This is a genomic window from Cohnella suwonensis, assembly GCF_042655365.1.
Classification (GTDB): Bacteria; Bacillota; Bacilli; order Paenibacillales; family Paenibacillaceae; genus Cohnella; species Cohnella suwonensis.
Map to the genome: position 1 here is coordinate 167854 of NZ_JBHSMH010000097.1, position 20987 is coordinate 188840.

Below are 20987 nucleotides of genomic sequence, written 5' to 3' on the forward strand. Positions count from 1 at the left end.
GCACGCGAGATGTTCGAAGAATTCGAGTAACTCTCGCCAAAGTAGCTCGCCGCACGCGAGATGTTCGAAGAATTCGGGTAACTCTCGCCAAAGTGGCTTGCCTTACGCGAAATGTTCGAGAATTTCGAGTAACTCTCGTCAAAGTGCCTCGCCGTACGCGAGATGTTCGAGAATTTCGAGTAACTTTCAGCAATGAGCCTCGCCCGCCCAGGAGATATTCGAAGATTTCGTGTTCCTTCAAGGAATCTCTCAGTTGGAATTCATTTGTTAACTCGAACTATCGTCGATGGAATAACATGATTGCTTTATCAGAGATACGAAATCCATGACACCTGTTTTGTCCTCCGCCAATTGCGACAATGAGTTTCTTTTCCTCCAGTGACCGTAGTACTTTCCTCGATGTCTCTTTTTTTAGATTCAACCATAAACTAGAGTCTGATAAATAAAAGGGGACAGAACGCATTAATGCGAACCTCAATATCTCCCTTTCATATACGGGCAACGTCAGAAACTCCATGCTATCTTGATTCGCCTTAGTATTAACGATCTCTTGAAATTCTCGGCGGCACTGTTCCGGATGTTGTTCGAGTTCGTCCCTGCTGTAAGGGAAGAAAGAGTAACCCAACGCGGCGACCGAACGGATCCGAGCGCGTTCGAAGCTGAATCTCTTCCTGGTAATGGTTTCCGCGTGAGTAATATAATTCTCCTCTTCGAGCACCAAACCTAACGGCCGAATGAACGCATCCCCGTAAATCTTCACGCCGGATAACGTCACCATTTCGTATTCCAACACTATGTCTCTCAGCGATCCGATTACCGAATAAATGACCTCTAGCATTTTCTTCGTTCCGGAGAGGTCTCTATCTAACATTTCCCTTCTTTGACCGCGTGCCTCCGACAATTGCTTTTTTAATAATACTTCGAATTCTTCTTCGAACAGATCGATCGCCTCCTTAATAAATAAAACGCCGCCAACTCCGTAAATCGGAGCAGGCGGCGTGTGCTTCACGCGTGAATAGTGATATTTACCATAAAGATATCAAACTTTTTGTAATATGAAAAGTTGTTCTCCCCGAAATGTTCGAGCAATTCGCGAGTCGAAGGCAGATTCCGTCAGCTGAAAGTTAACTTTCGCGCACAATTGTAAAATAAATGTTAAATTTGAAAATCCCGGAGGAACGGGCCGGGACGCGCCGAATTTCTGCATGGAACGCCGCATTTGCGCCAATCGTACGACAAATTCGGACGGCGTTCTTAACGGAGGTAGGCCATTCATGATCCAGTTCAAGCAAGTAAGCAAGGTGTATCCGAACGGAACGGTCGGCTTACAGGAGATCGACCTCGCGATTCGCCCCGGCGAATTCGTCGTGATCGTCGGCCTGTCGGGAGCCGGCAAATCGACGCTTCTCCGCTCGATTAACCGCCTGCACGAGATCACGTCCGGCGACATCTCGATCGACGGCCGGTCGATCACTTCGACTAAAGGCCGCGAGCTTCGGGTCATGCGGCGGGGCATCGGCATGATCTTCCAAAGCTTTAACCTCGTCAAGCGATCGACGGTGCTTCGCAACGTTCTCGCCGGGAGAGTCGGCTACCATTCGACGCTTCGGACGATGCTCGGATTGTTCCCGAAGCGGGATATGGAGCTGGCGTTCGAGGCTCTCGATCGGGTGAATATGCTCGATAAGGCGTACCAACGCGCCGATCAACTGTCCGGCGGCCAACAGCAGCGCGTGTCGATCGCCCGCGCGCTCGCGCAGGAAGCGAAAATCATCCTCGCGGACGAACCCGTCGCCTCGCTCGATCCGTTGACGACGCGTCAGGTCATGGACGATCTTCGCCGCATCAACCGGGAGATGGGCATCACGACGGTCGTCAACTTGCATTTCGTCGATCTGGCGAGGGAATACGCGACGCGGATCATCGGCGTACGGGCCGGGCGGATCGTGTTCGACGGCACGCCGGCGCAAGCGACGGACGAAGCGTTCGCGGCCATCTATGGCCGACCGGTGGCGAACGACGAGAGACTGGGGGAGATGTCGCATGAAGCCGGCTGAACCCAACGTCGATGCCAATGCTCGCGGGACGACTCTCCGTACGCTTCCGCCGAAACCGTCCGCCGGCGCCAAACGCTGGTTGACGGCGGCCTTGCTCCTCGCCATGCTCTGGTATTGCGCGCGCGAGACGGAAGCTTCGTTCCGCGAGCTCGCGGACGGCATCCCGGAGATCGGCAAGTTCATCGCGAAAATGTTCCCTCCCGACTGGGACTATATTCGGATCGTCGTCAAGCCGATGATCGAGACGGTGCAGATGGCGATACTCGGTACGACGTTCGGGGCGATCTTCGCCCTGCCGGTTTCGTTTCTGGCCGCGGGCAACGTAACCCGTCGCAGCTTTCTCCGCGCGCCCGCCAGGTTGATTTTGAACTTGTCGCGAACGATTCCGGATTTGCTGTTCGCCGCGTTGTTCGCCGCCGTATTCGGCTACGGCCCGCTCGCCGGCATGCTGGCGCTCGCCTTCTTCTCGTTCGGCATCCTGTCGAAATGGGCCTACGAGGCGATCGAAACGATCGACGACGGTCCGCTCGAAGCGATGACCGCCGTCGGCGCGGGCCGTCTGCAATGGATCCAGTACGGCGTGCTTCCGCAAGTGACGCCGCAGTTCGTCGGCTTCGCCTTGTACATGTTCGAGATCAATATCCGCGCGGCGGCCATTCTCGGCATCGTCGGGGCGGGCGGCATCGGCATTTACTTGAACCGGACGCTCGGCATGTTCCGGTACGATCAGACGATCGTCATCATCCTGTTCACGCTCGCGATCGTGCAGGCTATCGACGGCGTCAGTTCAGCCGTTAGGAGGAGGCTTTTATGACGACGAAGATTAACGGAAACGCAAGCCGATCGATGGCCGGCTACCCGGTCGCTCCGAAGCCCTTTTACGCGAGATGGCGCACCTGGTTCATCCTCGCCGCGATCGTCGCCGTCTACGTCTGGGCGTTCGACGGACTTCCGTTCGACGGCATTAAGCCGACGGCATGGCAGATCACGAAGGCGGTATTCCGCGGGTTGTTCCATCCCGATTGGGACTACGTCTACTTGGCGGAGGGAGAAGATTTGCTGCGGGGACTCGGGGAGACGCTCGCCATCGCGTTGCTAGGTACGGCGATCTCCGTCGTACTGACCGTCCCGTTCGCGCTATGGGCTTCCCGAAACCTGGTCAAGACAAGATTGTTTTCCGGGGCTTCGACGTTTACGCTAAGCCTCATCCGCACGTTTCCGGATCTAATCATGGCGATCATCTTCATCAAGGCGGTCGGACCGGGCGCTTTCGCCGGAGTTCTCACGATAGGGATCAACTCGATCGGGATGCTCGGCAAGCTGAACGCGGAAGCGATAGAGGATCTGGACATGGGACCGTCCGAAGCGTTGAAGGCATGCGGCGCGAACAGGCTGCAGACGATCTGGCACGCGATCGTGCCTCAGGCGATTCCCGCGTATCTCAGCTTCGCTTTGTTTCGGCTCGAGATCAACGTCCGTTCGGCGGCCATCCTCGGCGCGGTCGGCGCGGGAGGCATCGGTACGCCGCTCATCTTCGCGATGGAAGGACGCTCATGGAACCGCGTCGGCATCATTCTTCTCGGCATCATCGCGCTCGTGACGGCGATCGACTGGCTATCCGGCATCATCCGGCGCAAGCTCGTCCAAGGCCGTTAATAAGCATGAAAAACCCGGATGCTCGCGTCCCCAAGGGGGCCGGTCATCCGGGCTCTTTTGCCGCAACGGTACGATATCGTTCTTATTTCAATGCTTCCGCGTATTCGCGAACGGAATTGAAGTGGCTGTCATCGCTCTTGACGTAACCTTCGTGGGAGTAGATTTCGAAAATGATTTTGTGGCTCTCTTCGTTCTGTCCGAGGCTGATGAACGCGTCTTGGATTTTGGCGATCCACTCTTTGCTCATGTCGGAGCGGACGGAAATCGTATCGTTCGGAATCGGCGTCGTGAAGTAGATCGGCACGACTTTCTCGAAAATATCCGGCACGTCTTTCTTCACGATGTTGCGAGCGTCCTGGAAGACGGCGGCCGCGTCGGCGTCGCCGTTCAGTACCGCAAGAATGCTTTTGTCGTGACCTTTCACTTCGATGCTCGTCACGTCCTTGTTCGGATCGATGCCCGCTTTCATCATTTCGACGGCGGGATAGACGTAGCCGGCGGAAGAAGTGACGCTTTGGAAGGCGATTTTCTTGCCTTTCAGGTCCGAGAGCGTCTTGATGCCGGAATCGGCTTTGACGACGATCATCGATTTGTAGCTGTCGACGAGATCGGCCGACGGCGTGCCGTCCTTCTCGTTGACGCCGAAGCGCTGCGCTTGAAGGATGACTTCGGCGGCGCCCATCGCTTTCGCTTGCACGTACGTGTTCGGAGGCAGGAAGCCGACGTCGACTTTCTTCGATTGCATCGCTTCGATAATCGTATTGTAATCGGTGGACACGCTGACTTTAACCGGAATGCCGAGCTTGTCGGAGAGAAGCTTCTCGAGCGGCTTCGCTTTCGCTTCGAGCGTCTCCGCGTTCTGCGAAGGCACGAATTGAACGGTCAGCTCCGTCGGCACGTAGCCGGTTTCTTCCGGACTGGCGCTTGGGCTTTCGCTCGGGCTCGGGCTAGGCGATTCGGCGGAAGCGGACTCCGTGCTCGTCGCGGACGGCGACGCGGAGTTGCCCGCGGCGTTGTTGTCGTTCTTGTTGCCGCAAGCGGCGATGACGAGCATGACGATGGAGATGACAAGCAGGAAACGCAAAGCTGGCAAACGTGTAACCATGATTTCTTTCTCCTCCTCTTTCTATTGACCCTTAGTAGGCGGTACATGCCTTAATTTACCATCAAAATATTTTGCCAAATGGCGCAAAGTGTTAAAAATAGAGATAATATGTAAAATTTCGAGTTTACAATAGAGAACGATAACGGAAAAAGGAAGTGACGCGGATGAGCGACATTCGAACGATGCGGTTGACGGTTCTGGCGACGAGCGACGTTCACGGCCACGTTCTGCCCGTTCGTTACGCGGATAACGCGCGGACGGAGTCGGGACTGTCGAAGCTTGCGACGATCGTTCGCGAGACACGGGAGAAGAGCGATCTCATGCTCTTCATCGATAACGGGGACCTGTTGCAAGGGACGCCGTTCGCCTACTATTTCGCGAGGTTGGACGAAACGACGCCCCATCCGATCGTCGAGACGATGAACGCGCTCGGACTCGACGCCTTCGTTCCCGGCAACCACGAGTTCAATTACGGATTATCTTTCGTCCGTCGGACCTGGCAACAATCGAAATACCCCTGGCTGTCGGCGAACGTGCTGGACGCCAAGACGGGAGAGCCTTACTTCGGCGTTCCCTATCGCATTCTCGAAGGGGAAGAAGGCTTGAGGGTTGCGGTGCTCGGCTTGACGACGGCGTATATTCCGAATTGGGAGCAGCCGGGGAACATCGAACGCTTGCGATTCGAGCCGGCGACGGAAGCGGCCAAGCGCTGGGTTCCTATCCTGAAGGAGCGGGAAGGCGCGCATGTCGTCATCGTATCCTATCACGGGGGCTTCGAGCGGGATATCGGGACGGGCGAAGAAATCGAGGAACAGACGGGGGAGAACGAAGGCTGGCGATTGTGCCAAGAAGTCGAAGGGATCGACCTGCTCGTGACGGGGCATCAGCATCGGAGGATCGAAGGGGCGAGGGTGGGCCGGACGTGGACGGTACAACCGGGATATCAGGCGAGCGGACTATCGAGAATCGAGCTGAATTTGGAAAATAGGGCGGGCGAATGGGGGCTCGCGAGCGTGCGAAGCGATTTTGCGGAAAGCGAGGGCGTGGAATCCGACGAGGAGCTGGAAAGAAGGCTCTCGACGAGCGAAGCCCTTACGCAACGTTGGTTGGATACGCCTATATGCGAGATCAGGGGGGATATGATGCTGACCGACCATGCGGCCGCGAGGCTGTCGGAGCATCCTCTCGTGGCGCTGATCAACCGAATCCAGATGGAGGCGACGGGAACGGCGATCTCGTGCACGTCGTTGTTCGATAACGCGGCGACCGGATTCGGACCGCGCGTGACGATGAGGGAGGTGACGGCGAATTATCCGTATCCGAACACGTTAAAGGTGCTGCGGCTTAGCGGGAAGGATATCCTCGAGGCGCTGGAGAAGACGGCGGCCTACTTCGCGCAAGCCGCGCCCGGCGGGCCGATCCAGGTGTCTCCGGCCTACTTGTTCCCGAAGCCGCAACATTATAACTACGATATGTGGGCCGGCATCGAATACGGCATCGACGTTTCGCGTCCGGCCGGCAATCGCGTCGCCTATGTGCGACGCGATTGCCGGCCGCTAGACTTGAACGCCAGCTTCGACGTCGTCATGAACCATTACCGCGCGTCCGGGGGCGGCGATTACCGCATGTTCCGCGGTAAGCCGGTCGTCCGGGAATCGACGGTCGACATGACGGAGACGATCGCGGAATGGCTCGCGAAGGCGCAAGTCGTCGAAGCCCGCGCGGACGGCCAATGGCGCGTGTACAGTTAGCCGGCAAGCCGGCTTAAACGAGGTCGACCCGGTCGAGCCAAGCCGCTTCCTCGGCGGAGAGATCGACTTTCAACGCAGCCGCGCTCGAATGGAGCTCTTGCACGTTGTTCGGTCCGATGAGAGCGCAGACGGGGAACGACTGGTTCAGCACGTAGGCGAGGGCGATGTCGTTCGCCGAGACGCCCTTTTCCCGCGCGAGCTGCTCCGCTTTGCGGTATCGCTCCCAGTTCGCTTCGCTGTAATAGACCCGGCGGATTTCCGGATCGCCGTTGTCGCGGTCGTATCTGCCGGTGAAGAAGCCTTGAGCTTGCGATGACCAGCTCAACAACGGCATCTGCGCGCGTTCGTGCCAAGCCAAGTCGTCGGCGTAGACGGAGACGCAGCCTTCCCAGCGCGCCTCGTTCGGCTTGGCCAAGCTGAGGTTCGGGCTGTTGCACGTGAGCAGGGTCAATCCGTTCGCCGCGGCGTATGCGTTCGCTTCCTCGATGCGCGCGACCGTCCAGTTGGACACGCCGAGCGCGCGGCAATGACCATCCGCCAGCATCGCGTTCATCGATTCCATGATGTAGCCGACCGTCTTGTCCGGATCGTCGCGATGAAGCATGAAAATATCGACGTAATCGGTCTGCATCCTCTCGAACGTATCGAGCAAATCTTGCTCCATGAATTCGCGCGTCATGCGGGGGCTCCCGTACGGATGGGAGCCTTTGCCGATGATGACGATATCCCCGCGGTTGCCGCGTTCCTTCATCCATAAGCCGACCGCCCGCGCGGTGCTTTCTCCGTAGACGTGCGCCGTATCGATGCAATTGCCGCCGATGGCAACGTACGCATCCATCAAGCCGGCGGAATGCTCCATGTCCTCTTCCTTCAGCATCATCGAACCGAGAATGAGCTTCGTGCAAGCGATCGAGTCGTCGATGCGGATCTTAGGCATGCCGATTACGGCCGTCATAGCGTCACTCTCGCTTTCTCGCGCGCGGAGCGCATCAACGCGTCGAGCGCGCGCATATTCCGGACCGCGTCGGTCGGCGGAACGAGCGGCGTAGCCTCGCCCCATACCGAGCGGGCGAACCGGTCGGCCTGCAGCGAATACTGATTCGCGGCGGGCTCTTTGTCTACCCTGCGCTGACCGCCCGAATAGACGACGAAGTCCGCTTCTTCCCCGTTCGGCAGGAACGTTCCGGGAATTTCGATTCGACCATTCGTGCCGACGATCTCGAAGAAATTGCGGAAGTCGGCCCACATGCCGCAGTCGAACGTCAGCGCGACGTCGCCGGGAAACTCCAGAATGCCCGAGAGCATCATATCGACGCCGTCGTGCTCGGGAGAGAAGAGGGCGTGCGCGGACGCGGCGACGGGCTCGCTGCCGAGCAGGAACCTGGCGGCGCTGACCGGGTAACAGCCGACGTCGAACAGCGAACCGCCGCCCCAATCGGCGTTGAACCGGACGTTGCCCTTGTTCGCGGCACCGTTGAACGTGAACGCCCCTCGCAAGACGCGAAGCTCGCCGATCTCGCCGGAGGCGATGACGTTCTTGATCCGTTCCCAGCGCGGCTGATGGCGGTACATGAACGCTTCCGCGAGCTGAACGCCCGCCTTCGCGCACGCGTCGGCCATCTCTTGCGCTTCTTGAGCGTTCAGGGCAAGCGGCTTCTCGCACAGGACGTGCTTGCCGGCTTCCGCGGCGCGGATCGCCCATTCCCGGTGAAGGTGGTTCGGAAGCGGAATGTATACCGCGTCGATGCTCTTATCCGCGAGCAATTGCTCGTAACTGCCGTAAGCGGTCGGAATGCCGAATTTATCGGCCGCCGCTTGGGCCTTCTCTTGCGTACGGCTCGCGATCGCGACGACGCGTCCCGTGGAAGAAGCTTGGATGGCGGGAACGACCGCGCCGTTGATGCCTGCGGCGCCGATGACGCCCCAGTTCAATTGTTTCGACAATGAAAGCACCTCATTTTCGGACTTTGTGTAACTACGCCGATGTGATATTGTTATCATACTAAATTCACTTTCCAAGTTATATCTAAATATTTTGAATCTAATATCATGATATTGTCATTTGAGGGGGAGTCGCATGTTCAAGAATATCGCGTTGCCGAGCATCGGCGACAATCAATTCCCTTGTTTTCCGGAATCGGTCGGGCTCATTCGCGACGACCCGAACCACGTCTGTTTCAGGGGGACGGGGGAGTTCCCCCATTTTAATCTGCACCTGGTCGCCAAGGGCAAAGGTTACGTGGTCGTCGAGGGGAAGACGCACGAGCTGAAGGCGGGAGACTCGTTCTTGTTCGCCCCTCGGCAGGCGCAGCACTACTATTCTAGCCAAGAGGAGCCATGGGAAGTCTACTTCGTGCACTTCTACGGAACGAAGATCAGGGAATTCCTCGCTGAAAAAGGTTTCTACCAAACGAGTCTATGGACAATGAAGAGGAAAGAGGAGCTCGAGCGGTCATTCGACGCGTTGATCGAGGCGGCGGAGAAGAACAAGCTATGGCTGTCGGCCGCCTTGTCCACGCTCGCTTACGCCATCATCGCCGAATACGTGACGCAGGCGACGCCGCTCGCCCCGAAGAAGGACAACAGCAGCGCGGACTTGATTATGTGCCTGCTGCCCGAACTGCAAGAGAGGGCCTGCGAGCCTTTCGAGTTGAAGGAGTGGGCGGACCGCGCGAACGTGAGCACGTTCTACTTCTGCAAGCTGTTCCGCAAGCTGACGCAGCTGACCCCGATGGAATTCGTCTCGTTGTGCCGCATTCGACAGGCGAAGCAGATGCTGATCGAGAACAGGAACATGCCGCTGTCGGACGTCGCGTCGGGTTGCGGATATCCGAGCGTCAGCTATTTCATTCAACGCTTCAAGAAACAAGAAGGATTAACGCCGCGGGAATACAGACGCAACGTATAGGAGGAACGAACGATGGCGAACACGCACGTCTACACGAAAAGGGAAGAAATCGCGAACGCGATCACGCACGGCATCGGCACGCTGCTCAGCATCGCGGGGCTCGTCCTGCTCATCGTCTTCGCGAGCCGGAACGGAACGGCATGGCACGTCGTCAGCTTCACGATCTTCGGGGTGACGATGCTGCTACTGTATACGGCGTCGACGCTCGTGCATTCTTTTCCGGAAGGCAAAGTCAAAGATCTGTTCGAGACGTTCGATCATTCGTGCATCTATTTGTTCATCGCGGGCACGTACACGCCTCTATTGCTCGTCACGCTAAGAAGCCCCCTAGGCTGGACGCTGTTCGGCGTCGTCTGGGGGCTCGCGGCGGCGGGCGTCGCGTTCAAGGCGTTCTTCACGAAAAAGTTCCTGGTGCTATCGACGCTGTTCTACGTGCTGATGGGGTGGCTGATCGTCTTCGCATGGCAACCGCTCCATGAGCTGCTGACGCCGGAAGGACTGAGACTGCTCATCATCGGCGGCGTGCTTTACACGGTCGGCTCCGTTTTTTACGTTTGGCGGGGATTCCCGTATCACCACGCGGTATGGCATCTCTTCGTCGTGGCCGGCTCGGTCATGCACTTCTTCGCGATCTTGCTTTACGTGTGAGTCGCCGGTACGGAATCGTCATCGTCGAACAGACGCAATCGCTGCGCGGCGGCGATCAGCCTGTTCGACGCGCCTTCCCGGATAAGCGAAAGCAAGTGCAGCTCGGAGCGGGCTAACTGCTCGACGAGCACTTCCCGCGGCGTCGCGGGGGCGGCCGGAGTCCGGCGCTTCTCGAACAGCTTCAGCGCACGGTTCGCGTAATCCGGCGAGCTTGCCGCCAACCCGGAATCGGGAGTGCCAGCAAGCGCGGCGTAGCGCTGATGCAGCTCGTTCGATCGGCTGGTCTTCGTCGACGCGGAAGGTCGTACCGGCGACGCGCTGGGCATAGGCCGACATCGAAGCCGCTTCCCATGAGCTGACGCTTCGCAAGCGGGTTTCGCCTGACTACAGGCGAGGTATTACCCCTAATGGGCATCCAGCTATAGCCACAACCTGCAAATCCGCAGTTTGTCGGAGAACTTGGCTAAGCTTATCGTAATCTACCTGCAAATATGCAGTTGAAACGATCCAATCGTGCCGATTTTGTCTCAATTCGACCAATCAAACTGTAGCCCATGCAGGTTGATTCGACGATACGTCGATTTCTCGCCCGACAACCTGCATATTTGCAGGTGGCGGTCCACATCCCTGCATTAACTAACCCATCATCCCCGCACCCAATTGATCGGAGGCTTCACCTAACCATGGCAACGAAAAAACCGAAAAACATAGAACCGGAAGCGCCGCGACTGCCGTCCCGCCTCGACCCGCTGAACGTCGGAGACGACGAATGGGAAGACAAGATCGCGTTCGGGAACGGCCGCGTCGAACAAAGGACGATCCGGGATCAGAGAGCGGACAAAGTCGCGTTCGACGCCATCGTGTTCGACCACGTCACGTTCGACCGGGTAACGCTGGAGCGCGTGGAGCTGACCGACGTCGTATTCGACGGCTGCGACCTATCCAACGCCATTTTCCGCGACGCGGTGCTGCACCGGGTCGTCTTCGTCAATTGCAAGCTGCTCGGCTTCGACTTGTCGAACGCGACGCTGCGCAACGTGAAGTTCGACAAGTGCCACGGTCAATATTCGATGTTCCGTTTCGCGGACTTGAAATACGTCGGCATCTCCGGCAGCCAGTTCGAGAAGTCCGACTTCTACGACGCGACTTTCTCGGGCGTGGAATTCGTCGACACGGAGCTCGACCAGACGCAGTTCGGCGGCGCGAGATTGGCGGGAGTCGACCTTAGCGGCTGCGAGTTCCGTTCGATCGGCGTGACGTTGGACGGCTTGCGCGGATGCGTCGTCCGGTCGGATCAGATCGAAAGTTTCGCCTCTCTTCTCGGCGTCGTCGTGAAAGAGTAGCGTTTCAACCTTCTCGGTGCTGAAAACCGGACTTTTTGAACGCGCGCTAGTAAGAACCAGCGCCCAAAGCTTTGAATAGGATATTACCTATTCAAAGCTTTTTCGCGTTTTCCGGGCAGAACACGCCGGTTCGAGCCGAACCGTTCATATACAGGCATCTCATGCCGAATCGCCACACGTTCAATCGTATCGCAACACACACGGAAAGGGAGAGAACGCATATGCGCAAAGCCAGAAAACCCGCTCTGTTACTGCTCGCCGCCCTTCTCGTCGTCCTGACCGCCGCCTGCGGCAATGGAGACGGCAAGTCCGACAAGGTAACGAAGGTTAAATTTTCCGAGGTCATCCGTTCTATTTTCTACGCCCCGCACTACGTCGCGATGTCGCAAGGCTTCTTTACGGATCAAGGCCTCGACGTCGACATGAGCACGTCCCAAGGCTCGGACAAAGGCGCCGCCGCGCTCATCGCGGGAACGGCCGACATCTCGCTCGTCGGACCCGAGACGACGATCTACATTTTCAACCAGAAGGGCGACAAGACGCTCAAAGCGTTCCATCAGCTGACGTTCAAGGACGGTTCGTTCCTGCTGTCTCGCGAGAAGATGGACGGCTTCAAGTGGAGCGATCTTCAAGGCAAGACGGTCATCGGCTGGAGGCCGGGCAGCTCGCCTCAAATGGTGCTGAATTCCACGCTGCTCAAGGAAGGCGTGAAAGACGTGACCGTCGTCACGAACATCGCGGCTCCGGCGATGGCGGGCGCATACGCGAGCGGCCAGGGCGATTTCATCCAGCTGTTCGAGCCGGTCGCCTCAACGCTCGTCAAGGAAGGGAAAGCTTACTACGCCGCCGCCCTCGGCGACGCGTTCGGCTCGTACCCGGAGACTTCCTACGTCGCGACTTCGGACTATATCAAGAAAAACCCGAAAGTCGTTCAGAAGTTCTCCAACGCGGAAGCCAAAGGGGCGAAATGGCTTGAAACGGCTTCGTCCGACGACATTCTAAAGGCGCTCAAGCCGTTCTTCGACGGCACGCCGGACGACATCATTCTTCAAGCGGTCGATAATTACAAGAAGCTGGGCGTTTGGTCCGAAGCGCCGACATTAACGCAAGCCCAGTTCGACGTTCTGCAGAACGTGCTCGTCGAGAACGGCGTGCTGAAGGCGGAAGACAAGGTCAATCTCGACGACGTCGCGGATAACCGCTTCGCCGCCGAATCCGGCAAGGACTGACCGAACGATGGCGCGCGTCGAACGCGGCGAGGCAATCGAACGGCGGGCGCCCGCGCATATCGTCATGGAAGGCGTCGGGCTTAGTTACTTCACGTTGCAGCAAGAAACCGAGGCATTGCGGGACGTTCGTCTCGAGATCGCCCGGGGAGAATTCATCAGCATCGTAGGGCCGAGCGGATGCGGCAAAAGCACGCTGCTCTCCCTGATCTCCGGCATGCTTTCGCCGACGAAAGGGAGCGTCCGCATCGACGACGAGGAGGTGTCCGGCACCTCCTCCAAAGTCGGATATATGCTGCAGCACGACCACCTGTTCGAATGGCGCGACGTGCTCGGCAATTTGACGGTCGGCGCGGAGATCCGCCGCATGGACCGGAAGAAAGCAAGAAGCAAGGCGGAGGCGCTGCTGGAGAGGTACGGGCTCGGCGGATTCGCCGGACATTTACCCTCCCAGTTGTCCGGAGGCATGAAGCAGCGGGTCGCGCTCATTCGGACGCTCGTCGCCGAACCGGAAATTTTGCTGCTCGACGAGCCTTTCTCCGCGCTGGATTACCAGACGCGGCTGACGCTGCAGGAGGAAGTGTTCCGCATCATCAAGGATCAGGGAACGACGGCCGTTCTCGTCACCCACGATTTGTCCGAGGCGATCAGCATGGCGGATCGGATCATGGTCATGTCGAAGCGGCCGAGTACGATCCGTTCGGTTCACGACATCGCGTTCGACGAGGGCGGGCATCTTTCCCCGTGGGACAGAAGGCAAGCCGGGCGTTACAACGGTTATTTCAACGCCATCTGGAAGGAGCTCGATCAACGATGAAGGAGATTAACGCCAGAACGCCCTTGTACGACCGTTATCTCCGGGCGCAGCGCCGCATGCGCTTCATGATCGGGCTCGCCCGTCTCGCGATATTGGCGGCGTTATTGCTGCTATGGGAGCTCGCGGCGTACTGGAAGTGGATCGATCCGATGCTCGCGAGCAAGCCGTCGATGTTATGGACTTCCTTTCGGGAGCTGGCATTCCATGGGGATCTGTTCCATCATACGAGAATTACGGGAACGGAAACGCTCGTCGGCATCGCCCTCTCCATGGGGCTAGGAACGGCGGTCGCGGTGCTGTTCTGGTGGTCGACGTTCGCTTCGAAGGCGCTGGAGCCTTATATCGTCGTGCTGAACGCGTTACCCAAGGTCGCTTTAGGCCCGATTTTTTACATTTGGCTCGGGGATCGTTACTCCGTGTACGGCATGGCGGTCGCGATCTCGGTTATCGTGACGATCATCATGGTCGAGAACGGGTTCAAGGAAATCGGCAAGACGAAGCTGAAGCTGATGCAGTCTTTCGGGGCGACGAAATGGCAAATGCTGAGGATGGTCATGCTCCCGGCGAGCGTGCCGCACCTGATCGCCACGCTGAAGGTGAACGTGGGACTAACGCTCGTCGGGGTCGTCATGGGGGAATTTCTGTCGTCGAAGGCAGGCTTGGGTTATTTGATCATCTACGGCGGCCAAGTGTTTCAGATGAATCTCGTCATGGTGAGCGTGACGATGCTGGCTTTGCTGTCGGTCGTGCTTTACGGCGTCGCGAATCTATTGGCGCGCTTCGCGCGCAAAAAATACCATCACGAAGCGTGATCCCGAGGCGGAGATCCGGACAGCGAAGGGAAGCGGAGGGCTACCGGAACGGCGATCGCGACGGCGACGATCAGGAAGCCGATCGCGGCTAGCCTGCTGTCCAGCATGAGCTGGACGCACAGCGTCAGGACGATGCCGCCTAAGTTGCCGAACAGCAGCAGTACGGCGACGACGGTTCCGGCCGCTTCGGGAACGGCTTTCGTCTCGGCGGACGTGAGGATGATCGGCAAGTTCGCGAGCAACAGGCAGCCGGATAGCGAAAGCAGTCCGGTTAACGGCCAGAAGGACGAGCCCGCGTAGAGAGCGACCAGCATGATCGCGCTGACGACGAGCGAGGCGCAAAGCACGGCTTTGGCCCGTCCGCCGGGCCTTGCCCACTCGGGCAGGACGCCCGCGCCGACGATGCCTGCCAGCGTCATCGCGCCGAGGGCGATGCCGACTTGGGAGCTGGTGATGCCGCTAGGCTCGGAGAGCACTTCCAGCCACGTCGTCAGCGTAATGAAGAGGCCGAAGCCGAGAAATAGCAGCAGGCTATAATGCCGTACCCAGCGACTGGACCATACGTCGCGAACGGTAGGAGCGGAAAGGGTTGACTGCGAGGGACCCGAAGCCGGTTCGGATGCCGATACCGGTGCGAGTTTTGGTGCGGATGCGGTTGTCATTGTCGTAGTCGTCGACACCGAACCTTCTCCCCAAGCAGCGCGAGCCCGCGCGAGCGCGACGAGGAACGCCGCGACGGCGAAGAGGCTGACGATGGCTTGCGTCCATAACAACGCCGTCATACCTTGCCATTCCAGCAAGAAGGGGGACGTGACGGTGGAGGCGAGAATGCCGACGAACATGCTCGCCGAGCCGATCGCGATGGCGAGAGGCCTGCGCTCGGGCGCGACGTAACGCGAGGCGAGCTGGTTAATGCCGTTCAGAACGAGCGGCTGGCCGACGGAGAGAAGAATTTGTCCGGCGAGCGAGTAGCCGTAGCCCGGGAAGACGCGGACGACGGCGCCGATGCCGGTGAGAATCGCTCCCGCGGCGAGAGCCCCTTTGAAGGAACGATCCGCCCATTTGCCGAAAGGCAGAGCGAGAACGACGTAAGCGAGCGGGAACACTTGGGACAGCCAGCCGACCGCGTCGACGGAAACGCCCCAATAGGCCGCGGAATCGTTCGTGATCGGCGTGTACGTAACCCACAGCAACTGGGTCGCGGCGGTCAGCAAGGCGTAAGCGATTACGATAAACGATTGCGTGTGCGGCGTACGGACGTTGCTCATCGGACAAGCCTCCGGCTTCTTCTACGAATGTGGATTCACGGAAATCCTACCATAAACCGCCGGAAAATTGCGGAAATTTTTGGCCGTTGGCGTCCCCGAGTTACTTCGCCTCGCTCACTAACTCGAGCACGAACGCCACTCCCAGCACGGAGTTACTTATCTTCGCTCACTAACTCGAGCGCGAAGGTCACTTCCAGTATGGAGTTACTTATCCTCGCGCATTAACTCGAGCATGAATGCCACTCCCAGCACGGAGTTACTTATCCTCGCGCACTAACTCGAGCACGAACGCCACTCTCAGTTCGGAGTTACTTATCCTCGCTCACTAACTCGAGCACCAACGCCACTTCCAGCTCGGAGTTACTTATCTTCACGCACTAACTCGAGCGCGTATGGGCGAGCCGGGGGGGATTCGCGCAGAGAATTGCGATACTCGTGCCTTCACGCGCCCGCGGGCATAAAAATAGCGCCCTCGCTGCTGCCTCCCCGGCGGCAATACGTACGGCGCTGTTCCGCTTTCTTGTTCATGACGACTTGCGTTTGCGGCTTCCTCTGCCACGTTAACCGGGCGATTTCGGGGTTGTTCGCGCCTTCGCGCTCCCGCTTGAGCCTCTCTTGCTTCGACTTCGATTTTCCCATTTCTTATGCACCTCCGAGTGATGATTCGATCATACCTTACGACGTATGCGCGCGCAATGAGCGAGTTGTCAGAAAAGTCTTTACACCGGGGTCTATCTGCCTAGATAATTTAACTAATAGAGGATGTTCAAAAAGCCGGTTTGCCTTCGCTCCGATCCTCATTCCCTGGCTTCTTTCAACCTTCTCGGTGCTGATAACCGAACTTTTTGAACGTGTACTAATCGACATGACGGCGCCGAAGCCGTCGAAGGAGCAAGATAAAATGACTTTCGCGAGCCCACAGCCCGCAGGCGCCGACTCGTTATCCGAGATCGTGCAACGCCAACGGGACTTTTTCAGGAGCGGCGCGACGAGAGACGTCGCGTACCGTCGGACGCAGCTCGAGAGGCTGCGGCAAGCCGTCGTCCGCCTCGAGCCCGAGCTTCTGGCGGCGCTGAGAAGCGACTTGAACAAACCCGAGACGGAGGGCTATGCGCTAGAGATCGGACAAGTGCTCGCGGAGATTCGCTTCGCGGCGAGCCGCGTTCGGCGCTGGGCCAAGCCGAAGCGGGTACGCACCCCGATGACTCATGTCGGCTCTGGCAGCCGGATCCAATACGAGCCGTTAGGGACGACATTGATTATAGGACCTTGGAATTACCCGATTCAGCTCGTTCTCATTCCGGCCATCGCCGCGATCGCCGCCGGCAATACCGTCGTGCTGAAACCGTCGGAGATGGCGTCCGCCACGTCGGCGGTGCTCGCGAAGCTCGTGAGCGAGACGTTCTCCGCGGAGGCCGTCGCCCTCGCGGAAGGAGGAGCCGAGACGAGCCAAGCGCTGCTGCAGCTGCCTTTCGATCATATTTTCTATACGGGCAACGCGACAGTCGGCCGAATCGTCATGGAAGCTGCCGCGAAGCGATTGATTCCGGTAACGTTGGAGCTCGGCGGCAAGAGCCCCTGCATCGTTCACGACGACGCCAATGTCGAGCTTGCGGCGAAGAGGATCGCGTTCGGCAAGCTCGTGAACGCGGGCCAGACGTGCGTCGCCCCGGATTACTTGCTCGTGCACGAGAACGTCAAGACGAAGCTGACCGAAGCGATCGCCCAAGTCGTCGAGTCCTTCTACGGAGCGGATCCGATCGCTCATCCGGACTATGGGCGCATCGTGAACGCGAGGCATTTTCATAGAGTCGCCTCCTATCTTCAAGACGGGAAGATCGTCTACGGAGGACGCACGGACGAATCCGCGCTGAAAATCGCCCCGACGTTGTTGGAGGACGTCGCTCCGGAAAGTCCCGTCATGCGGGAAGAAATCTTCGGGCCGATTCTTCCTATTATCCCTTACAAGAACATTGACGAAGTATTCGCGGCCGTCGAGATGAACGAGAAGCCGCTCGCGCTGTACGTATTCTCGGGAGACAAGAAGTTCCAAGAAAAGATCATCGGCCGAATCCCGTTCGGCGGGGGATGCATCAACGACGCGATCATCCACCTGGGCAACCCTTACTTGCCTTTCGGCGGCATCGGCCCTAGCGGTACGGGCAACTATCACGGAGAGCACGGTTTCAAGACGTTTTCACACTGCAAGGCGGTACTGAAGCAATCCGGCCGATTCGATCTTCCTTTCCGTTACCCCGGTTCCAAATTGGGAGCGAAGGTCATTCGTTTGCTTATGCGGTAACGAAATCCGACGAAATCCGATTCGACATAGACTCCGACGACGAGAGGGCGATCCGTTCTGGCACCGTTGACACCCGATTACGAAGCCTACAAGAAGCTGTTCTCGCATCTTCCTATGCCTTTCGCTTATTTGGATTTGAACATGCTGGATCGGAACATCGCCGATATCGCGGCGGCCGCCGGAAGCAAGAACATCCGCGTCGCGAGCAAGTCGATCCGTTCCGTGGACGTGCTTCGCCGCATTCTGGACGCGGGCGCTCCTTACCGGGGCATCATGTGTTATACCGCTTCGGAAGCGGCGTTTCTGGCCGACCGGGGCTTCGATGATCTTCTTCTCGGCTATCCGACGTGGGAAGAGAAAGGGATTCGCGCTCTCGTCGATAGAATCGCGGCGGGCAAACTTATCGTCTTGATGGTCGATTGCGCGGAGCATGTCGCCCGCATCGAACGGATCGCCCGCGAGCGTGGTTTTCGCGTCCCGCTATGCTTGGACGTGGACATGTCGGCGTCTTACCCGGGGCTGCGTTTCGGCGTATGGCGTTCGCCTGTTAGCGGGTGGGAGCAAGCGAAGCCCGTCGTCGAGGCGATCGTCGGCTCCCCGTGGCTGCAGCTCGACGGGATCATGGGCTACGAAGCCCAGATCGCGGGCGTCGGAGACGACGTGCCGGGATCGGCATTGAAAAACCGCATCGTGCGGCTGCTGAAGACAAGATCCGTCTCCGAAGTCGCAAGACGAAGGGCGGAAGTCGTCCGCGGCATCGAAACCCTCGGAGCGAAGCTTCGGTTCGTTAACGCCGGTGGAACGGGCAGCCTCGCATCGTCGCGGGAAGAGAAGGACGTTTCCGAGATCACCGCCGGGTCCGGCTTCTACAGTCCGGTGCTATTCGACCATTATAAGTCGTTCCGCTATATGCCCGCGGCGGGATTCGCCGCGGAGATCGTCAGACGGCCCCGCGCCGATATCGTCACTTGCATGGGCGGCGGTTACGTCGCTTCGGGCGCGGCGGGAACGACGAAGCTTCCGTTGCCTTACTTACCCGAGAATCTTCGGCTGTTCCCGCTCGAAGGAGCGGGAGAGGTGCAGACGCCGCTTCTGGCGAACCGGCCGGAGCACCGCGGCTTGCGGATCGGGGATCCCGTCTTTTTCCGTCATGCCAAAGCCGGGGAACTGTGCGAGCGTTTCGAGTGCCTGCACGTCGTCTCCGAAGGAGTCGTCGTCGGACAATACGCGACCTATAGGGGCATGGGGGAGAACTTCTTATGATCAAGAACGGACGTCACTGGAGCAACTGGTCCGGCATCGAGAAAACGAAACCAAGAACCGTTCTCTATCCCGTGCATATCGAGGAAGTCGTCGAGGTGGTCAACATGTGCAGGAGGGAAGGCCGGACGCTGAGAGTCGTCGGCTCCGGCCATTCGTTCACGGCGCTCGCGGCGACGGAAGACGTCTTGCTGTCGCTGGACAAGATGCAGGGCGTTCTCGAGACGAATCCGAACGCGCTGACGGCGACCGTCTGGGCGGGAACGAAGCTGAAGGCGCTCGGAGAGCTGCTTCACACCGACGGGCTCGCGCAGGAAAATCTCGGCGACATCGACGTGCAGTCGATCGCGGGCGCGATCAGCACCGGCACGCACGGGACGGGCATCGCCTTCGGCAACATCTCGACCCAGGTCGTCGGCGCGACCGTCGTTACCGGGACGGGCGAAGTGCTGGACGTCACCGAGCAGTCGCACCCCGACCTATTCAAGGGTTTGCAAATCTCGCTCGGGGCGCTTGGCATCATCGTGCAGGTGAAGCTTCGGCTCCGGCCGGCCTATCGGCTTCGCTACGAGAGTTCGAGAGTCCCGCTCAAGGAGTGCCTGAAGCGTCTTCCCGAGCTTGCGGGAAGCCATCGCAATTTCGAATTTTACTGGTTCCCGTATGCCGATCCGTGCCAACTGAAAACGATGGACGAGACCGAAGAACCGGAAACGAGCCGCGGCATCGGCAGTTACGTCAGCGACGTGCTATTGGAGAACGCCGCATTCGGCGCGCTGTCCAAGCTGAGCAAGTGGATTCCGGGCATGAGCGCTCCGGTCAGCCGGCTGTGCGCGGCCGTCGTTCCTACGGGCGGAAGGGTCGGGCACAGCCATCGGATATACGCGACGACGCGACTTGTTCGCTTTAACGAAATGGAGTACAATTTACCGGCCGAGTCGATGGCCGACGTGATCCGGGAGATGCGCGAGACGATGGCGGCCAACCGGTACCGCGTCCATTTTCCGATCGAATGCCGCTTCGCGAAAGGCGACGACATCTGGCTCAGTCCCGCGTACGGCCGGGATTCGGCGTACATCGCCGTCCATATGTACCGGGGCATGCCGCACGAACGGTATTTCGCGGACATGGAGCGCATCTTCTTGAAATACGGCGGCAGGCCCCATTGGGGCAAACTGCACAATCTAACGACCGAACGGCTGAGGGCGGCTTATCCGATGTGGGACCGTTTCCTGGAACTCAGAAGTCGGATGGACCCCGACGGCATCTTTAAGAATCCTTATCTCGATAAAGTTTTCGGACAATAGAATCAGGTAACGCAAGCGATAAAGGAGTTAATGGAAAATGCCCCATTTGCTTATTCGAGGCTTGCCTCACGAAGGAATACGTTCCGTCAGCCGGTCGCTCGTCGCCGAATTGGCGGAGATATGCAGCTGCCCGGAAGACTATATCCTGCTAGAAGCGCTGCATACGACCGCTATCTTCGGCGGCGAGACGGTATCCTCTTATCCGTTCGTCGAGGTGAATTGGTTCGATCGCGGAGCCGCGGTCAGGGATGCCGCCGCCGCATGCATCGATCGGCATATCCGCTCGATCGGCATCGCCGAGACGGAGATCGCGTTCAAGGTGTACGAGGAGGACGCGTACTACGCGAACGGCAAACGGCTGCGGACGCCTTCCGTCGAACTGGAGAGCGAGATTCAAGCCCTGCGCGCGGAGAACGATAAGCTTAAGGAAGATTTGACCAAAGCACGCAAGGGACTGGCCGCAAGCGCGGGACAGAATATGAACAGCAGGCTTTACGACGCGCTTAGAGAATAGCTTCCGAATGGTGAGG

Annotated in this window: 21 protein-coding genes; 14 read left to right on the forward strand and 7 right to left on the reverse strand. The window is 58.6% G+C overall.

Annotation, left to right across the window (positions count from 1 at the left end; all coding sequences use genetic code 11):
• Positions 1-277: 277 nt before the first annotated feature.
• Positions 278-1009: a hypothetical protein gene (locus ACFPPD_RS22205; RefSeq protein ID WP_209744661.1), complete on the reverse strand. Its 732-nt coding sequence runs from the start codon at positions 1007-1009 to the stop codon at positions 278-280.
• A 265-nt stretch (positions 1010-1274) separates the two neighbouring features.
• Between ACFPPD_RS22205 and phnC the strand changes: the two genes are divergently transcribed.
• Genes phnC through phnE (ACFPPD_RS22220) form a run of 3 tightly spaced genes read left to right on the forward strand, consistent with a single transcriptional unit; the run spans position 1275 to position 3713 of the window.
• Entirely contained in the window at positions 1275-2057 is a 783-nt protein-coding gene (gene phnC / locus ACFPPD_RS22210; RefSeq protein WP_209744664.1) for a phosphonate ABC transporter ATP-binding protein, read from the forward strand.
• The gene (gene phnE, locus ACFPPD_RS22215; protein ID WP_209744667.1) at positions 2044-2871 is read left to right on the forward strand and encodes a phosphonate ABC transporter, permease protein PhnE; all 828 of its coding nucleotides are present in this window, start codon (positions 2044-2046) and stop codon (positions 2869-2871) included. Before phnC ends, phnE (ACFPPD_RS22215) begins: the two co-directional genes overlap by 14 nt.
• On the forward strand, positions 2868-3713 hold the full coding sequence (gene phnE, locus ACFPPD_RS22220) for a phosphonate ABC transporter, permease protein PhnE (protein WP_378083389.1): 846 nt from the start codon (positions 2868-2870) through the stop codon (positions 3711-3713). The genes phnE (ACFPPD_RS22215) and phnE (ACFPPD_RS22220) overlap by 4 nt, the downstream gene beginning before the upstream one ends.
• 82 nt (positions 3714-3795) lie before the next feature.
• Here phnE (ACFPPD_RS22220) and ACFPPD_RS22225 read toward each other — a convergent pair whose 3' ends face one another.
• Positions 3796-4818 (reverse strand): phosphate/phosphite/phosphonate ABC transporter substrate-binding protein, encoded by a 1023-nt coding sequence (locus tag ACFPPD_RS22225; protein WP_378083390.1) that lies wholly within the window; start codon positions 4816-4818, stop codon positions 3796-3798.
• A gap of 164 nt (positions 4819-4982) precedes the next feature.
• Between ACFPPD_RS22225 and ACFPPD_RS22230 the strand changes: the two genes are divergently transcribed.
• Positions 4983-6569, forward strand: a complete 1587-nt coding sequence (locus ACFPPD_RS22230; protein ID WP_378083393.1) for a bifunctional metallophosphatase/5'-nucleotidase — start codon at positions 4983-4985, stop codon at positions 6567-6569.
• 13 nt (positions 6570-6582) lie between these two features.
• Here the strand turns inward: ACFPPD_RS22230 and ACFPPD_RS22235 are convergent, their stop codons facing one another.
• Together ACFPPD_RS22235 and ACFPPD_RS22240 are read right to left on the reverse strand one after the other, a co-directional pair.
• Positions 6583-7524 carry an aldo/keto reductase gene (locus tag ACFPPD_RS22235; protein WP_378083395.1) on the reverse strand — a complete coding sequence of 314 codons (942 nt, stop codon included), beginning with the start codon at positions 7522-7524 and terminating at the stop codon, positions 6583-6585.
• A complete protein-coding gene (locus ACFPPD_RS22240) occupies positions 7521-8513 on the reverse strand; it encodes a Gfo/Idh/MocA family protein (RefSeq protein ID WP_378083398.1) in 993 nt (330 codons plus the stop codon). The genes ACFPPD_RS22235 and ACFPPD_RS22240 overlap by 4 nt, the downstream gene beginning before the upstream one ends.
• 133 nt (positions 8514-8646) lie before the next feature.
• Between ACFPPD_RS22240 and ACFPPD_RS22245 the strand changes: the two genes are divergently transcribed.
• Together ACFPPD_RS22245 and trhA are read left to right on the forward strand one after the other, a co-directional pair.
• On the forward strand, positions 8647-9477 hold the full coding sequence (locus ACFPPD_RS22245) for a helix-turn-helix transcriptional regulator (RefSeq protein ID WP_209744673.1): 831 nt from the start codon (positions 8647-8649) through the stop codon (positions 9475-9477).
• A gap of 12 nt (positions 9478-9489) precedes the next feature.
• A complete protein-coding gene (gene trhA, locus ACFPPD_RS22250) occupies positions 9490-10125 on the forward strand; it encodes a PAQR family membrane homeostasis protein TrhA (RefSeq protein ID WP_209744676.1) in 636 nt (211 codons plus the stop codon).
• Here the strand turns inward: trhA and ACFPPD_RS22255 are convergent.
• The gene (locus ACFPPD_RS22255) at positions 10116-10451 is read right to left on the reverse strand and encodes a hypothetical protein (RefSeq protein WP_209744678.1); all 336 of its coding nucleotides are present in this window, start codon (positions 10449-10451) and stop codon (positions 10116-10118) included. The genes trhA and ACFPPD_RS22255 overlap by 10 nt on opposite strands.
• Before the next feature lie 357 nt (positions 10452-10808).
• On the opposite strand from ACFPPD_RS22255, the gene ACFPPD_RS22260 reads away from it, so the two are divergent.
• The 4 genes from ACFPPD_RS22260 to ACFPPD_RS22275 all read left to right on the forward strand — a co-directional run bounded on the left by ACFPPD_RS22260 (position 10809) and on the right by ACFPPD_RS22275 (position 14323).
• Positions 10809-11468 carry a pentapeptide repeat-containing protein gene (locus tag ACFPPD_RS22260; protein ID WP_209744681.1) on the forward strand — a complete coding sequence of 220 codons (660 nt, stop codon included), beginning with the start codon at positions 10809-10811 and terminating at the stop codon, positions 11466-11468.
• 221 nt (positions 11469-11689) lie between these two features.
• On the forward strand, positions 11690-12697 hold the full coding sequence (locus ACFPPD_RS22265) for an ABC transporter substrate-binding protein (RefSeq protein ID WP_209744683.1): 1008 nt from the start codon (positions 11690-11692) through the stop codon (positions 12695-12697).
• A 7-nt stretch (positions 12698-12704) separates the two neighbouring features.
• Positions 12705-13511, forward strand: a complete 807-nt coding sequence (locus ACFPPD_RS22270; protein ID WP_378083402.1) for an ABC transporter ATP-binding protein — start codon at positions 12705-12707, stop codon at positions 13509-13511.
• Positions 13508-14323 carry an ABC transporter permease gene (locus tag ACFPPD_RS22275; RefSeq protein ID WP_209744686.1) on the forward strand — a complete coding sequence of 272 codons (816 nt, stop codon included), beginning with the start codon at positions 13508-13510 and terminating at the stop codon, positions 14321-14323. The genes ACFPPD_RS22270 and ACFPPD_RS22275 overlap by 4 nt, the downstream gene beginning before the upstream one ends.
• On the opposite strand, the gene ACFPPD_RS22280 is transcribed toward ACFPPD_RS22275, so the two are convergent.
• Together ACFPPD_RS22280 and ACFPPD_RS22285 are read right to left on the reverse strand one after the other, a co-directional pair.
• A complete protein-coding gene (locus tag ACFPPD_RS22280) occupies positions 14311-15591 on the reverse strand; it encodes an MFS transporter (RefSeq protein ID WP_209744689.1) in 1281 nt (426 codons plus the stop codon). The genes ACFPPD_RS22275 and ACFPPD_RS22280 overlap by 13 nt on opposite strands.
• Before the next feature lie 441 nt (positions 15592-16032).
• Positions 16033-16230, reverse strand: coding sequence for a hypothetical protein (locus ACFPPD_RS22285; protein WP_209744691.1), 198 nt, complete (start codon positions 16228-16230; stop codon positions 16033-16035).
• Positions 16231-16492: 262 nt separating this feature from the next.
• Between ACFPPD_RS22285 and ACFPPD_RS22290 the strand changes: the two genes are divergently transcribed.
• The 4 genes from ACFPPD_RS22290 (at position 16493) to ACFPPD_RS22305 (ending at position 20971) form a co-directional block, all read left to right on the forward strand.
• Positions 16493-17893, forward strand: coding sequence for an aldehyde dehydrogenase (locus tag ACFPPD_RS22290; protein ID WP_209744695.1), 1401 nt, complete (start codon positions 16493-16495; stop codon positions 17891-17893).
• Between the two features lie 114 nt (positions 17894-18007).
• Positions 18008-19156 carry an amino acid deaminase/aldolase gene (locus ACFPPD_RS22295; RefSeq protein WP_209745024.1) on the forward strand — a complete coding sequence of 383 codons (1149 nt, stop codon included), beginning with the start codon at positions 18008-18010 and terminating at the stop codon, positions 19154-19156.
• Positions 19153-20457 carry a D-arabinono-1,4-lactone oxidase gene (locus ACFPPD_RS22300; RefSeq protein ID WP_209744697.1) on the forward strand — a complete coding sequence of 435 codons (1305 nt, stop codon included), beginning with the start codon at positions 19153-19155 and terminating at the stop codon, positions 20455-20457. Before ACFPPD_RS22295 ends, ACFPPD_RS22300 begins: the two co-directional genes overlap by 4 nt.
• A 37-nt stretch (positions 20458-20494) precedes the next feature.
• Positions 20495-20971 carry a DUF1904 family protein gene (locus ACFPPD_RS22305; protein WP_209744700.1) on the forward strand — a complete coding sequence of 159 codons (477 nt, stop codon included), beginning with the start codon at positions 20495-20497 and terminating at the stop codon, positions 20969-20971.
• The last annotated feature ends 16 nt before the right edge of the window (positions 20972-20987 follow it).